The sequence below is a fragment of the Pseudomonas sp. 13B_2.1_Bac1 genome (assembly GCF_025466155.1).
Taxonomy (GTDB): Bacteria; Pseudomonadota; Gammaproteobacteria; order Pseudomonadales; family Pseudomonadaceae; genus Aquipseudomonas; species Aquipseudomonas aylmerensis.
Map to the genome: position 1 here is coordinate 1 of NZ_JANLOH010000081.1, position 13,229 is coordinate 13,229.

Sequence of the window (13,229 nt, forward strand, 5' to 3'; positions counted from 1 at the left end):
AGAAGCAGTCATTCAATATTCTACAAAATCAGGGGCGATTCAGAATTTTCTCTCCGCCATTTTCGGATCACCGGCGGGGAATTGCACGGGCTCGCGCTCATGTGCATTCGACTTAACTATTCATGCGCCCTATTTTTGACCAGCAAGATCAGCGAAAAACAGCAAGACATAAAAATGCGCTAAAATCTTTGGCTATGCTCACTGGGACGGATTAACGCCCGCCCATTAACCGAATGGTAAATGCAAAATCAAAGTCGGCAACATGGTCAAAAATATATGAAGTTTAAAGATGGTGATAGAGTAAAAATTAAGCCGCACCCGTGGTGGCCGAATGGTGGAGTTGGAGTGATTTCGTTACCACCAGAATTTGTAAAAGAAGCTTTGGATGGCGAGGTGGCACTCACTAGTACTCAGCGAACTATTGCTGGCAAAGAAAGAGTTTTCACCAGTGCCTGGGTTAATTTTGACGAGCCGGCAATGGATTGTAGTGGTGACGGCCCTTACATCGGTGGAGAGGTCTCCATAGAATATTTGGAGCATATATAGTGGAGCAATCGCTGGAGGTCGCATTTAGTCAGTGCGGCATCCAATGGCCGCAGACATCATTGTTCTCGCGCAATAATAGTTATGGCGGTCAAGAAACGGATAATTAAAACAAAGCATTACCGTAAAGGCTTGGACGTTCGCGTCGGAAATTAATAGAACTCTTCTGGAGGGCCGGTTTTTGCCCTCCCCGAAGGGCTGCTCTGGGTCGAAAAAAGCTGCCAGTCGCGGCCGGCTCAAATCGATCTAAAGCAGCCCTATGAAATGGAAAGCCCACAATATATAAGGCGACCGGGGTCATGCCACAACCTACGAATTGTTTTTTTGCAAAAGTAAGGAAACTCAACGAATTTCGGCCTGGCGTAACTTCACTCGTGCTTTTCGGCCTAGAAATAGAAGGCGATAACCCGGTGTATCTGGAGATCCGCTTTGAGGACTACGAAGCGCTCCAGATTGAAGGTGACCACTTGATGCTTGGATTAGAAGATGCAATGGAAAGCGCCGAGCTTGAGTACGGTATTTTGCGTAGCGATTGGCGAGAAATGAGCGAGATGGAAATTCAGCGCATTCCTTTTTTTGTTGGTGGATTACCTGTTAAGTGATGCGCCCGCTGTGATTCTACAGATGTCACTCGCAAGCGGATGCTTCTGGCCGACAGCGGTCTGTCATGAATGGTTGCTCCCGGCCAAGAGCTGCCTTTCAGGAAGGCCAGCTAACGAGCTGTTACTCGGAAAATAACCCCGTCTCCTTTCCTACAGCGATGGCTCCATCATTCCCCGTCACATTGGATCTTTCTTTATCAAAGTGCCGCTCTAGACTGGCTCCTACCCCTTGGTCAATCGGAAACAACCCATGTCCGCCCCCGACTTCGACTGCCAACCCGATCTGTGCGGAAGTACCCTGAGGCTTAGACCTCTGGCGGGCAGTGATTTTGAAGGTATGTTTCAGGCCGCGGCTGATCCAGACATCTGGGGCGGTCATCCCGCCAGGGATCGCTATAAACGCGAGGTGTTCCAGGCGTACTTCGCCTCTCTACTCGCCACGAAGAAGGCGCTCGCCGTCATTGATATTGCCTCGGGGGATATCGTTGGCACATCAAGCTACTACACGCCGCCGGATCTACCGAACAGCATTGCCATCGGTTTTACATTTCTGGTGCGTGCGAAGTGGGGTGGCAATTCCAACCGCGAGCTTAAGCAGTTGATGCTGGAGCATGTATTCATGGCTTACGACATCGTCTATTTCCACATAGCGACTACGAACATTCGTTCGCAAACGGCCACGATGAAGTTGGGTGCGGTGCACTTGTATGATGCCGAACTGAAAATATCCGCCGCGCCTGCCTTGGCGAAGTGTTACGGACTAACGCGCGCTCAATGGAAGACGTCGCGGGGGTGAAAGGGGCGGTCACTCATCTATGGATGTACCAACCCAAAACCTGCGACTCGATGCCTCCGGCGACTGTCCTTGCCCCTAGCCCCCCACGGCCGATGCCGACGTGTGGGAGAAACCTGGCGCCAGTCACCAGGATGTGGTTGCTTCCATGTTGACGTGTGGTGAACAAAATGGCTCCGGCGTTGATCCCAAGGCCAGCTTCCAAGAAATGGCCCAGCGATTTGTATGTATGAAGCATGCGGGCTATACCCGGCGTGGCGGTTTCGACATCTGTGCATTGCACCCCGTGGAGCCGTTGAAAGCCTGTGAGTCGGCGCAATGAAGCCTATTGAAAACCCCGTAGGCTGAGTTGCCCCCAGTATCTATAGCTACATTCAGCTGACTGATTTCGAGCCGCCCGATGGCATCGTCTACATGGATTTAACCGATACCACATCCACGTACTTGTACTTCTTCCTGGCAGCCTTCACAGCCTCCTGCTCAGCAAGCAACGAGCTCAACGTATCGGCCTCGTGAATCAACTCGATCATATTTCCCTCAAACTCGTTTCCAACACGCAACGTGACCCTCAGCCTGGGCGTAAATGCTTTCGCCACCTTCTTCTTGGCCGCTGGAGCGACCACGGGTTTCGCGGGCGCAACGTCTTCCACAGGCGCCTTTACTAGAGGGGTAGACACCTGCTCTTCGGGCTGAGGCGTACCGAATAGAGCACGACGCATTTCTTCTTCAGTTAATTCAGTGTTCATAGAATATCTCAAAGGGGGCGGTAATCAGCTCGATGTATTCTACTAGGATGGCTGCTCCAGCGTGTGCTCTGGAAGCCTGTGTGACTACCGTGAGTTCGGGCTACGTGCTCGTGATATTTCAGCGTGGTAACGGGTGTGCAGCTTATATTGCACCCGCACGGGCGGGTAAGTTTTAAGCTTGTCACAGCGATGAGGGGGAGTTGTGCGTATCTTTTCCCGTCGGAGGCTCCCTGACAAGCTGCTCCTCCACCTATAGTCAGGTACGATCCTGACGACTCATCAACAACTGAGATCGTGTCATGCAAGATGGCTGCTGGCCCTTTCATCTCTTCGGTGCCAATTTCGCCACGGAAGCCGAGGCGCAGAAATTTGTGTTTGAACATTGGGAGCCAGAGCCACCTGAAGGCGCGAGCGAAGCCGAGTACGATGCGTGGGAAGAACGCAATCCAACCTGGCGACTAGCGGAAGATCTTGGGTTCTACATGGATTCAGACTTCGTTGAGCTTGCCGGCACTCCGGAAGACGTCATAGCGCAAATCCGCAGTCAGTCCGAAAGAGCGCTGATCGCCTCCAAGGCAGGACAATTCACGCATTTTATCATTGTGGGTTCGAATGGCATCTGGGGCGACCGTCGTTCGACCTCTTCCCAAGTCGAACCGCTGGTGCGCTTGCCGCAGAGCACGGTAACCATTTCATATCTCGGTATGTTCAACTCAATTTGACTGCCAGAAAGGTCGCGTCCGGGGTCGGACAGTTACTGCGGTATACGACTGAGTGTTTTCAGCCCGAAGCCGGTTCACAGAGGGCAGAAATTGGCCGAAATCAGCCCCTTTCTCCCCCATCCGGTCTACCATGCCACCCCGGCAGTGGTTTCACGCGCTACCGCTCTCTTTCCTTAAAGGTACCGCTCATGACCATCGACCAGATCTCCCTGCCTAAAGGCGTAGGCCCCCACGCCACCAAGCTCCTCGACGCCATCACTGGCGCATCCACCCATGAAGAACTCAACCGCGCCGGCGGCAAGGCCGAGGGTTTTGTGTTGGGGTTGGAGTCCGCCAAGGCCATCAAGAGCCAGATCGCCGAGTCGTTGTATGTGGCTTACGACGACGCTGCCAGTCACCGGGCCAGCGAGTTGAAGGGCTGATTTTCAGGGAGATTGCGCGCGCACGTCCGCTAGACTGGGCGCCTTATATTTCAGGATGAAATGCTCATGCTTAAAGTTGTCGTCGCATCACTGCTGTTGAGCGCTTCCGTCTGTGTTTCGGCGGGGACGAGCGTTGATGTCTCGAAGATTTACGGCAATATCCAGTTTGTCGATAGTTATCCCGACTATAAGGTCAAGGTGGTGAACAGCTACCCCGACCTCAAGGTGCAGCAGGTCGATCACTATCCTGACTCCGCCGGCAAATGGAAAACGGTCGATCACTACCCCGACTACAAGATCCAGATCGTCGATCACTACCCCGATTTCACTATTCAGTACGTGGATCACTACCCTGGCGTTAACTGAAGGCGGCGCTGCCGGCCGCTCAGTCACGAAAAGCCATCGGTGAAGGGTTGTTGATCACCCAGGAGTCTCCATGACATTGACCGTCGAAACCCTGCTCGAACTGGCCATGGCCAACCCCATCAATGCCGAAATCATCGCGCGTCTGCCGGCCCTGGGCCTGGATCAGTGTTTTCTGACGGCGGGCTGTCTGTTTCAGGCGGTTTGGAATCATCAGTCGAACCTGCCTGCAGATCAGGGCGTTAAGGACTACGACGTTTTCTATTTCGACACCGACCTGTCCTACGAGGCTGAGGACAAGGTCATTCGTGCGGCCGAGCGGTTGTTCCAGGACCTTGGCGTTCATGTCGAGTTGAAGAACCAGGCGCGGGTGCACCTGTGGTATGTGCAGCGCTTTGGCCGGCCCTATCCGCAATTGCACACGGCCAAGCAGGGGATTGATCGCTACCTCGTGGCGGGCACCTGCATCGGCGTGGAGATTGCGACGGGTGAGGTGTATGCGCCTTACGGGCTGGAGGATGTGGCGCAGGGCGTGCTGCGGATCAATCCGCTGCATGCGGAGCCTGAGTTGTTTGCGCAGAAGGCCAGGAGTTATCAGGCACGCTGGCCATGGCTGAAGATTGTGGCGCCTGGCTAGCGTGAGTGTGGCGGTGATGCTTGTACGGTGTGGGTCGGTAGGGCGTGGCGATCCCTTCGCAGCCTCGCTGGGGCTCGACAGCTCTCACAGTTGATCGTGGTCACGGCTGAAATCCCATCTTTAGACATACTGGAATGCAGCAGCACAGCAGTCCCCTGTAGGAGTTGTCGAGCCCCAGCGAGGCTGCGAAAGCGGTATGTCAGGCGATAAAGGTACCCCGCATGGCCAGTGCCCACCTGTAGATCGGCAGTGAACTTTTACCCCTGTGCGACACGTCCAAGCTTGAAATGCTCAGCCAAGGACCGACCATGACTTTCTTCATCTTCCTGCTCGCCTGCGCCGCCGCTGCCAGTACCGGCATTATCTTCAAGCCCGGGGCCTGGTACGACTCCCTGGTCAAACCCGGTTTCACCCCACCCAATTGGTTGTTTCCGGTGGCGTGGACGATCATCTACCTGCTGCTGGCCTGGGCCGGCTACCGCTTGAGCCTGATCCCCGGCAGCCAGGAAGTGCTGGCGTTGTGGGCGGCGCAGATCGCCTTGAATACGCTGTGGACGCCGGTGTTTTTCGGCGCACATCGCATCCTCGCCGGAATGGTGGTGATCGTGTTGCTGTGGATCACCGTGGCGACGATGGTGGTGCTGGCAGTGCGCCTGGACTTGATCACCGGGTTGATCCTGTTCCCTTACCTGGCGTGGCTGTGTGTGGCGGCGGCGCTGAACTTCTCGATCCTGCGGAATAACCGTTGATGGCCTGCAAACCTTGGCCTGCCAGTGAGGCTGAACTGGCCCAGATGCGCCGCTTCAATCAGAAGCTCGCCTGGTTGCCGCGTTTCAAGATCCGTAATCGCGTCACGCCGCGCTTGATCCAGGCACTGCTGCGCGTCAGCCAGACGCTGAAGAAGGCGCCAGACGCAGAGCGCAAGCTTGTAGGATCGGTGCCCGTGCGCATTCTGCGGCCGAGCGGCAAGCCCAAGGGCGTGGTGCTGGATATCCACGGCGGCGGTTGGGTCATCGGCAATGCGCAGATGGACGACGACCTCAACCTGGGCATGGTCAACGCGTGCGACGTGGCGGTGGTGTCAGTGGATTATCGGCTGGCGGTCGACACGCCGGTCGAAGGGCTGATGGATGACTGCCTGACGGCCGCTCGTTGGTTGCTCACCGACGATGAGTTTGCCGACCTGCCGGTGATCGTCGTCGGCGAATCGGCCGGGGGACACTTGGCCGCGGCGACATTGCTGGCGTTGAAACAATCGCCGCAATTGCTCCAGCGGGTGAGCGGGGCGGTCTTGTATTACGGTGTCTACGACCTGACCGGTACCCCGAGCGTACGCGCGGCGGGGCCGGACACGTTGCTGCTGGACGGGCCGGGCATGGTCGAGGCATTGCGCATGCTGACGCCGGGCTTGAGCGATGACGAGCGTCGGCGGCCGCCGCTGTCACCGTTGTATGGCGACTTCGAGGGCTTGCCGCCGGCGTTGATGTTTGTCGGGGAGCTGGACCCGTTGAAGGATGACACGCTGATGCTCGCTGAGCGGTGGCCGGGCGCTGAGGCGCATCTGTTGGCGGAGTCGGCGCATGGGTTTATTCATTTTCCGGTGGCAATGGGCGGGGGCGTGCTTGCCTACAGCCGAGAGTGGATTACCCGGACCATCGAGGTTTCGTCTTAGGCAGGCGGAAAGTCTTCGTAGGATTTTGGAAGGTAGCCCCAAATCCGCCTGCCAGGTTTCTCGCCGCGACCGTGGCGTGGATAATCTTGCGATTTTTATCGTCCTGGCGCGCGTCGGCCATTGGCAGTTCAGTCACCTTCAGTCCTTTTTGTTCGTATCCACGACTGTGACCTTACTGGCACCCAGTTCGGTCAGCCTTCCGTCGAGTGCCTTGAGAAGTCTGATCGAGCTGGCATCGTATTCCTTGAGCTGACGGCTCGCGTTATCCCTGTCGCTGTTTACGGCAAAAATCATCTCCATCAACCCATCAGGTTTTCCGGCTTTGATGTCTTCGTCGATGATGTCCTGGGTCACTGTCATGCTTCGTACGGTGTACTCGGTATCGGCCGCGAGCTTCTGGAGGTTATAGCGCCTGACTGCCGGGTCTTCCTTATCATTGCCTGTGTGGGTCGGGCCCATGGGGACGTCGTCCAAGTCAATCAGCGTATCGGCCATGTCTTTGCCGAAGTACCGCTCCAGCTTGAAGTGCTGAACAATCATTCTCTGATGCCAGCGGCGCTCGAATGCCATGTATTCGCGCCAAGGGCCTTGAGAGAACTCTTTCCAACCGGTTTCATGCGTTGCGCTGATCAACTTGTCCAGCGCGTTGTAACCATCATCCAGAATAGCCACGGTTTCTTGCACCGTGTTTTGTGCAGCGTCCAGAAATTGGCTCGCCTGCGCCCGCGCCTCTTGGCGTGATTGCAGGGCGTAGGTACCGGCCAGCGTGAGTAGGGAAGTCAGGACAGCGGTAACAACCGCGGTCACAAGAGAGTTTTCAGCCATCAGGATGCTCCATTTCAGCCAGGTGTTCAGGCGCTAATCGTCTGCTCGTACGAGGCGCTCATCAGTGTGCCGCGCTCACCCCACGCCTCTTGCGCAAGATCCTGGATAATCTCCTCCAGTGTCTCAATGTTTGTCGCAGGGGCGCTGATGCATGCCAGGCGTCCGGGCGACCAATCGATGACGTCACATTGAGGGTACTTGGCCAACAGCGTCGGCAGGGCTGCCTTCGGCGACTGCGTACCGGTGTACATAAAGTCAAAATACGCCTCGGTGGTGTCTTGCAGCGGGTACATCAACACCCAGGCATTCGGAGGGTTTTGGAACCACAGGGTGACGTAACGGTGGGCCCATTCCGGCCCGTCTTCGGTCATGTGGCGCAGCACTTCGATGATCGACCGGCAACCGGGGAGGGGGACGGGGGAGGACATGGGCCGTTCCTGTTGTAGAGGTGGCGCGCAGATATACCACGCCGCGCCGCCCGGCTAAAACGATCCCCTTTTTCCGACAAGCCGGGTAACCTCTCGCCTCCCACAATCAAGCCAAGGAAAGCACGTGAAGGTTCTTCAAGGATTCATCGGTTTGTCGGCGCTGTACCTGCTGGCCGGTTGCGAGCAAGTCACTGAGAAAGCCGTGCGCTTCGACGTGCCCTACGGCTACTACGAGACCGCCTGGCGCCTGGACGTGACCGAGAAGGGCCAGTTGACCTGCAAGGTGACCACCGACACCCAGGACCGTGGCGAGAAGTGGGTGCCGTCGGTGATCCTTGCGGCCGCTGAGGATGCTGCCGAAGACGATACGTTGTTTCTTTCCAGCTACACGCCCGCCGACACTGACCTGCGCTTGTTCCAGGTGCGCACCTTCAACAAGGCGGAGCCGGTGATCGACTCGTTTTTCCATCGGGCTCCCGATCAAAACGGTGTATATACGCTGCGCTTGACCTGGCAAGCCGATGGCGCCATCGGCTACCAGGTCGAAAACGGCAGCACTTGGGAAGAGAAGAAGTTTGTCCAGAAGCCGGGTTTTCGCGTGCGCCATGTGAGCGTGCATGCGTCGGGAATGAAGGGCAATGCAGTGTGTGAGTTGCGCCAGTAAGTGCTGCCGGAGCTGTTGCCAACGCTGATCCATTGAACTTAAAACTTGATCGATGAGTCAGGTTAATCAGCAGCTCTTCTTCCATGACAAGGACTCCTCCCATGCGCGAATACACCCTCAACTACTTGTTCAACGACGAACCCCGCACCCATGTGTTCGAGCTCAAACAGCCCGACCTGCCGGTGCATGAGGCGGCGTTGCACCTGCTGCAGTTGCATTTCGGTGATGCGGAAAATGGCTTGATCCTGCCGCCTGCGGATGCAGCGCCGGAGGAAATTCTCGAGCAGGCGCAGGTGGTGGGGATTACGCAGATCGAGGTTGCATGAGCCCAAGGCCGATCATTCGGGCGGTCACGACGGCGGATATCCCTGAGGTACTGGCGTTCGTGCTGGAGGCCCGTGCCGAGCTTTTCCCCAAGCTCGACGCGACAGGGATGCCAGCGGACCTGGCGCATTTCGAGGCGATTTATGTGCAGGGTGAAGGGCGATTTCTGGTTGCCTGCGATCAAGGCCAGATCGTCGCCGCCATTGGTTATCTGCCCTATGACGGTCGTTTCCCGCAGTTGAATTATCAGGGACAAAAGACCGTGGAGGTGGTGCGCCTGTTTGTGTTGCCGGCGTTTCGCCGCTTGGGTCTGGCGCGCGCGTTGTACCTTGCGCTGGAGGCGCAGGCTAAGGCGGATCGGGTCGCGGTCATGTACCTGCACACCCATCCGTTTTTGCCTGGGGCGATTGATTTTTGGCTTCGGCAGGGGTTCGAAGTGGTGGATGTGGACGCGGACCCGGTGTGGCGCACGACGCATATGCAGCGAACCCTATGACACTACCAGTGTAGGCGCCGGCAAGCCGGCTCCTACCGTTGAGTGCTCTGAACAGTTTGGGCGTAGCCGCAGTATCTGCGCCCCATCGAACGGGTCTGTCAGGTAATGCGCCTGCACCCCGAACGTCGCCTGCAACCGCTGCGGCGTCAGCACGTCCAGCGGCTTGCCCAGCGCCACCAACCGTCCATGATCCAGCACCGCCAAGCGGTCGCAGGTGAGCGCCTGGTTGAGGTCATGCAGGGCAATCAAAGTGGTCACCGGCAAGCCTTGCACCCCCTTCAGAATCCCCAGTTGATGCTGGATATCCAGGTGATTGGTCGGCTCATCCAGCAACAAAATCTGCGGCCGTTGCGCCAACGCACGGGCGATGTGCACCCGTTGGCGTTCACCGCCCGAGAGGCTGCGCCACGCACGTTGGCCCAGGTGGGTGGCGTCTACATCCTGCAGCGCCTGGTGCACGATAGCGTCGTCCTCGCGGGACCAGGGGCTGAGTGCCGACAGCCACGGCGTGCGGCCCAGGGCCACGGCGTCGAACACGCGAATGGCGTCGTCGGTGTCGGCCTGTTGTTCGACCACCGCGAGTTGCTGCGCAATGGCACGACGGGACAGGTCGCCCAGGCGCACTTCACCCAGTCGCACCTCGCCAGTGGCCGGGGTGCGCAGGCCGGCCAGCAGTTTCAGCAGGGTGGATTTGCCGGAGCCGTTCGGGCCGACGATGCCCAGGGTTTCACCCCGATGCACCTGCAGGTGAATGTCGCGCAGCAACGTAGCTTCACGCACTTTAAAACCCAGGCCGGTGCAGCTCAGTACGGTCATCGCGCATTCCTCCGGCCGATTAGGATCAGCGCAAACACCGGCGCGCCCACCAAAGCCGTGACCACACCCACCGGAATGACCTGGCCCTTGATCAACGTGCGCGACAACACATCGGCTGCAATCAAGAACAATGCGCCGCCCAAGGCGCTGGCGGGCAACAGGCGCGAGTGCCCGGTGCCGAGCAGCAGGCGCACGGCGTGGGGAATCACCAGGCCGACAAATCCGATGGAGCCGACAATCGACACCATCACCGCCGTGACCAGTGCGGCGCAGGCGACCAGCACAAATTGCACGCGGCGCACCGGGATACCCAGGGAGGCCGCCGAGTCGCTGCCGAAGGTAAACGCATCCAGCGCGCGCCGGTGCCACAGGCACACAGCAAGCCCTGCAACCGCCACCGGCACCGCCAGCCATACCGACGGCCAGCGCACCCCGCTGAGATTGCCGAGCAGCCAAAACATGATGCCGCGCGCCTGTTCGGAACTCGCCGACTTGGTGATCAGGAACGCCGTCAGCGCGTTGAACAGCTGCGAACCGGCGATGCCCGCGAGGATGATCTGCCCGGTGCCGCTGGCTGAACCACTGGCTCGCGCGAGCAGGATCACCAGCGCAAATGCGGCCATCGCACCGACAAAGGCGCCGGCCGACAGCGAGATCAAACCGCCGCCCACCCCGATCAACGCCACCAGCACCGCGCCCGTCGAGGCGCCGGCGCTGATGCCCAGCAGGTACGGATCGGCCAGCGGGTTGCGCAACAGCGATTGCAGAATTACCCCGCAGGTCGCCAGCCCGGCGCCGCATGCGGCAGCGACCAGCGCACGCGTGAGGCGGTAGTTCCACACCACGCCTTCATCGATCGGGTCCAGCACGTAGCCGGCGGCCCAGAGCTTGTTGGCCAGCACCTGCAGCACCACCTTAGGTGCGATGGCGGTTTCGCCGATGGCCACGCCGGCGAGCACGGCGATCAGCAGCAGCGACAGGGCGAGTAGGGTGCGTATCATTTGGGCAAGTCGTAGCCATCGATGGCTGTCGCCAGTTGTTCCAGGCCATCGAACATACGGATGCTGGCCTGCAGCGCCAGGGCGTCGAGGATGATGATGCGGTTGTTTTTCACCGCGTCCATGTTGCGGGTGACCGGGTCACTGCGCAGGAAGGCGAGTTTCTTTTCATGGTCATCGGCGGGGTAGCGGCGGCGGTCCATGCGCGCGATCACCAAAAAGGTCGGGTTGGCCTTGGCAATGGTTTCCCAGCCAACGGCCGGCCATTCTTCATCGGACTGCACCACATTGTGCAGCCCCAGGGTTTGCAGCATGAACTCGGGAATGCCCTTATGGCCGGCCACGTAGGGGTCGCTGGCCATCTCCGAGCTGGAGAACCACACCAGCGCGCTGGCCTGCTTGAGGCCTTTGCCCTGCACGGTCGCGACGGATTTGGCCAGGCGCGCCTTGAGTTCGTCGTTCAGTTGTTGGCCGCGATCCTGTACGTCGAAAATCTGCGCCAGTTGGCTGATGCTTTTATAGATGGTCTCGATGCGAAACGGCTCCAGCCGCGTGCCGTCGGCGCCGACCAGGTTGTCCTTGCCTTCGCAGTCGGAGGGCAGCAGATAGGTGGGGATCTTCAATTCGTGGAATTGCTCGCGGGTCCCGACCACGCCCTGCGGGCCGACCACCCATTCCAGCTCGGCAGCCACCAACTGCGGGCGCTTGGCGATCACCGACTCGAAACTGGGCTCGTTGTCGGCCAGGCGTTCGATTGTGTCGTTCTGTGCCTTGTACTGCGCCAGGACGCTGTTGAACCACAGCGAGGTGCCGACCACTTTATCGCCTACGCCGAGGGCGTAGAGCATTTCGGTGGCGGCCTGGCCGATGGTCACGCTGCGCGCGGGTGCCTGCTGGAAGGTGAGCGTGCTGCCGCAGTTCTGCACGGTCAGCGGGTACTCGGTGGGTGCGGCGTGGGCCAGGGCACAGAAGCCCAGGCCAGTGATCAGGGCGGTAACGCGTGGCAGCATGGGGCGATCTCCTTGAAACCGTACGTGGAACTGGGGAGGTACGGTCTGGAATTACGCCCTCGAACGCTGCGGGTCAGGCAGGCAAGGATGTCCTTCCCGGACACCCCGCCGGTTAGTGTTGGTGCTTGGGCCGGCAGGTCTCCTGACTGATGCGTCGTCGCCACGCTCCGGCCTTCCCGGACGAGGTCCAGTGGCATCAAGGAGCAGGCTCGGCACCTACAGTTGCGGGGGCAGTTCCGATTGGCGCGGCATACCGCGCTTCGGATTCCCTATTAGTCCCATTTGGGAACCGGCGCGGTATGGTAGTCGATCACGCGGTTGAGCGGGAGTTCTGACGGCGCGCGGTGAGAAGACTGCAGTAGCTCTTGTGGGATGGGTCTCCTATGATGCGCGGCCATGGACAGCCTTCACACAAGGAATACACAGTGAAATCATTCGTCGCCCTCGCCCTCATCGCCATGCTCGCCGGTTGCGCCACCCCGGGTAAAAGCGAAAAGCAGATTTTTGACGAAGCCGCCACCGCGCATGTCATGTCGCTGCCTTCCGGGGAAAACAGAGTGCGCTTGCACAGTGTGAAAATCCCCAGCCACGGCTTGATCGCCGACAACCTGGCCCTTGCCATGGCGGGTGGCGCCAATGCGATGTATCTGAAAGAAGAATTGCTGAAGGCCAAAAGCCTGGGCGACACCGGCTTTCTGATAATCGGCGCCAGCACTGTCGTTGACGTGGCCGTGATCGGCAACGCCTGTGAAGGGCTGGATCTGAAAGGTATGCAGATTTACTACTCGGGCACCGATGCGCAGAAGGATAAAGTGCGAACCGCGGTTGAAAAGACCCAGGCGCAGTTTTATTACATTAATGCGCAGTGAGGGTCTGGCAGTAGAGGCAGCCTTTTGGCAGTGAGTGGGCCTGTACTCGCAAACGCTCTTGTACTGGCATGCGGACGTATCTTGCCTAGCAGGCTAAGCAGGCTAAGCAGGTTAAGCAGGTTAAGCAGGTTAAGCAGGTTAAGCAGGCCAAACATGCCAACCAGGCCAAGCAGGCCAAGCAGGCTAAACAGGCTAAACAGGCTAAACAGGCTAATTGTGGTGAGCAGGCTTGCCCTGCGTTGGGCTGCGAAGCAGCCCTAAAACCTCACACCACGGTTTGCCTGAAACGATGCGGTGGG

18 protein-coding genes, 1 pseudogene and 1 riboswitch are annotated in these 13,229 nt (G+C 58.6%); of the genes and pseudogenes, 13 read left to right on the forward strand and 6 right to left on the reverse strand.

What is annotated here, in order from left to right:
* Window positions 1-240: 240 nt before the first annotated feature.
* The 3 genes from NTD80_RS18725 to NTD80_RS18735 all read left to right on the forward strand — a co-directional run bounded on the left by NTD80_RS18725 (window position 241) and on the right by NTD80_RS18735 (window position 1,941).
* On the forward strand, window positions 241-546 hold the full coding sequence (locus NTD80_RS18725) for a hypothetical protein (protein WP_262134537.1): 306 nt from the start codon (window positions 241-243) through the stop codon (window positions 544-546).
* Window positions 547-842: 296 nt separating this feature from the next.
* The gene (locus NTD80_RS18730; RefSeq protein WP_262134538.1) at window positions 843-1,145 is read left to right on the forward strand and encodes a hypothetical protein; all 303 of its coding nucleotides are present in this window, start codon (window positions 843-845) and stop codon (window positions 1,143-1,145) included.
* Between the two features lie 250 nt (window positions 1,146-1,395).
* Window positions 1,396-1,941, forward strand: a complete 546-nt coding sequence (locus NTD80_RS18735; protein ID WP_262134539.1) for a GNAT family N-acetyltransferase — start codon at window positions 1,396-1,398, stop codon at window positions 1,939-1,941.
* A 407-nt stretch (window positions 1,942-2,348) separates the two neighbouring features.
* Here the strand turns inward: NTD80_RS18735 and NTD80_RS18740 are convergent, their stop codons facing one another.
* Window positions 2,349-2,684 carry a hypothetical protein gene (locus NTD80_RS18740; protein WP_262134541.1) on the reverse strand — a complete coding sequence of 112 codons (336 nt, stop codon included), beginning with the start codon at window positions 2,682-2,684 and terminating at the stop codon, window positions 2,349-2,351.
* A 299-nt stretch (window positions 2,685-2,983) separates the two neighbouring features.
* Between NTD80_RS18740 and NTD80_RS18745 the strand changes: the two genes are divergently transcribed.
* From NTD80_RS18745 to NTD80_RS18770, 6 genes are all read left to right on the forward strand, one after another.
* Window positions 2,984-3,406: a hypothetical protein gene (locus NTD80_RS18745; protein WP_262134542.1), complete on the forward strand. Its 423-nt coding sequence runs from the start codon at window positions 2,984-2,986 to the stop codon at window positions 3,404-3,406.
* A gap of 188 nt (window positions 3,407-3,594) precedes the next feature.
* A complete protein-coding gene (locus tag NTD80_RS18750; RefSeq protein WP_106803157.1) occupies window positions 3,595-3,828 on the forward strand; it encodes a hypothetical protein in 234 nt (77 codons plus the stop codon).
* Window positions 3,829-3,894: 66 nt separating this feature from the next.
* Window positions 3,895-4,194, forward strand: coding sequence for a hypothetical protein (locus tag NTD80_RS18755; RefSeq protein WP_065904505.1), 300 nt, complete (start codon window positions 3,895-3,897; stop codon window positions 4,192-4,194).
* 70 nt (window positions 4,195-4,264) lie between these two features.
* Window positions 4,265-4,828 (forward strand): nucleotidyltransferase family protein, encoded by a 564-nt coding sequence (locus NTD80_RS18760; protein WP_262134543.1) that lies wholly within the window; start codon window positions 4,265-4,267, stop codon window positions 4,826-4,828.
* Window positions 4,829-5,136: 308 nt separating this feature from the next.
* Complete coding sequence (gene tspO, locus NTD80_RS18765) at window positions 5,137-5,577, forward strand: tryptophan-rich sensory protein TspO (RefSeq protein WP_065904475.1); 441 nt, start codon at window positions 5,137-5,139, stop codon at window positions 5,575-5,577.
* Window positions 5,577-6,500 carry an alpha/beta hydrolase gene (locus tag NTD80_RS18770; protein ID WP_262134544.1) on the forward strand — a complete coding sequence of 308 codons (924 nt, stop codon included), beginning with the start codon at window positions 5,577-5,579 and terminating at the stop codon, window positions 6,498-6,500. The genes tspO and NTD80_RS18770 overlap by 1 nt, the downstream gene beginning before the upstream one ends.
* Window positions 6,501-6,638: 138 nt before the next feature.
* On the opposite strand, the gene NTD80_RS18775 is transcribed toward NTD80_RS18770, so the two are convergent.
* Together NTD80_RS18775 and NTD80_RS18780 are read right to left on the reverse strand one after the other, a co-directional pair.
* Window positions 6,639-7,325 (reverse strand): hypothetical protein, encoded by a 687-nt coding sequence (locus NTD80_RS18775; RefSeq protein ID WP_262134545.1) that lies wholly within the window; start codon window positions 7,323-7,325, stop codon window positions 6,639-6,641.
* 26 nt (window positions 7,326-7,351) lie between these two features.
* Window positions 7,352-7,753 carry a hypothetical protein gene (locus NTD80_RS18780; protein WP_262134546.1) on the reverse strand — a complete coding sequence of 134 codons (402 nt, stop codon included), beginning with the start codon at window positions 7,751-7,753 and terminating at the stop codon, window positions 7,352-7,354.
* A gap of 124 nt (window positions 7,754-7,877) precedes the next feature.
* Between NTD80_RS18780 and NTD80_RS18785 the strand changes: the two genes are divergently transcribed.
* The 3 genes from NTD80_RS18785 (at window position 7,878) to NTD80_RS18795 (ending at window position 9,237) form a co-directional block, all read left to right on the forward strand.
* Window positions 7,878-8,417 carry a hypothetical protein gene (locus NTD80_RS18785; protein ID WP_262134547.1) on the forward strand — a complete coding sequence of 180 codons (540 nt, stop codon included), beginning with the start codon at window positions 7,878-7,880 and terminating at the stop codon, window positions 8,415-8,417.
* A gap of 101 nt (window positions 8,418-8,518) precedes the next feature.
* On the forward strand, window positions 8,519-8,743 hold the full coding sequence (locus tag NTD80_RS18790; protein WP_213552772.1) for a hypothetical protein: 225 nt from the start codon (window positions 8,519-8,521) through the stop codon (window positions 8,741-8,743).
* Window positions 8,740-9,237 (forward strand): GNAT family N-acetyltransferase, encoded by a 498-nt coding sequence (locus tag NTD80_RS18795; protein WP_262134548.1) that lies wholly within the window; start codon window positions 8,740-8,742, stop codon window positions 9,235-9,237. Before NTD80_RS18790 ends, NTD80_RS18795 begins: the two co-directional genes overlap by 4 nt.
* 54 nt (window positions 9,238-9,291) lie before the next feature.
* Here the strand turns inward: NTD80_RS18795 and NTD80_RS18800 are convergent.
* The 3 genes and pseudogenes from NTD80_RS18800 to NTD80_RS18810 form a co-directional block, all read right to left on the reverse strand.
* Window positions 9,292-10,053 (reverse strand): annotated as a pseudogene (locus NTD80_RS18800) (ABC transporter ATP-binding protein); the annotation flags it as partial.
* The gene (locus tag NTD80_RS18805) at window positions 10,050-11,054 is read right to left on the reverse strand and encodes a FecCD family ABC transporter permease (RefSeq protein WP_065904489.1); all 1,005 of its coding nucleotides are present in this window, start codon (window positions 11,052-11,054) and stop codon (window positions 10,050-10,052) included. The pseudogene NTD80_RS18800 and the gene NTD80_RS18805, both read right to left, overlap by 4 nt.
* The gene (locus NTD80_RS18810) at window positions 11,051-12,061 is read right to left on the reverse strand and encodes an ABC transporter substrate-binding protein (RefSeq protein ID WP_201145480.1); all 1,011 of its coding nucleotides are present in this window, start codon (window positions 12,059-12,061) and stop codon (window positions 11,051-11,053) included. The genes NTD80_RS18805 and NTD80_RS18810 overlap by 4 nt, the downstream gene beginning before the upstream one ends.
* A gap of 114 nt (window positions 12,062-12,175) precedes the next feature.
* Window positions 12,176-12,370, reverse strand: a riboswitch (cobalamin riboswitch).
* A 116-nt stretch (window positions 12,371-12,486) separates the two neighbouring features.
* Between NTD80_RS18810 and NTD80_RS18815 the strand changes: the two genes are divergently transcribed.
* The gene (locus tag NTD80_RS18815) at window positions 12,487-12,930 is read left to right on the forward strand and encodes a hypothetical protein (protein ID WP_120449199.1); all 444 of its coding nucleotides are present in this window, start codon (window positions 12,487-12,489) and stop codon (window positions 12,928-12,930) included.
* Window positions 12,931-13,229 lie beyond the last annotated feature (299 nt).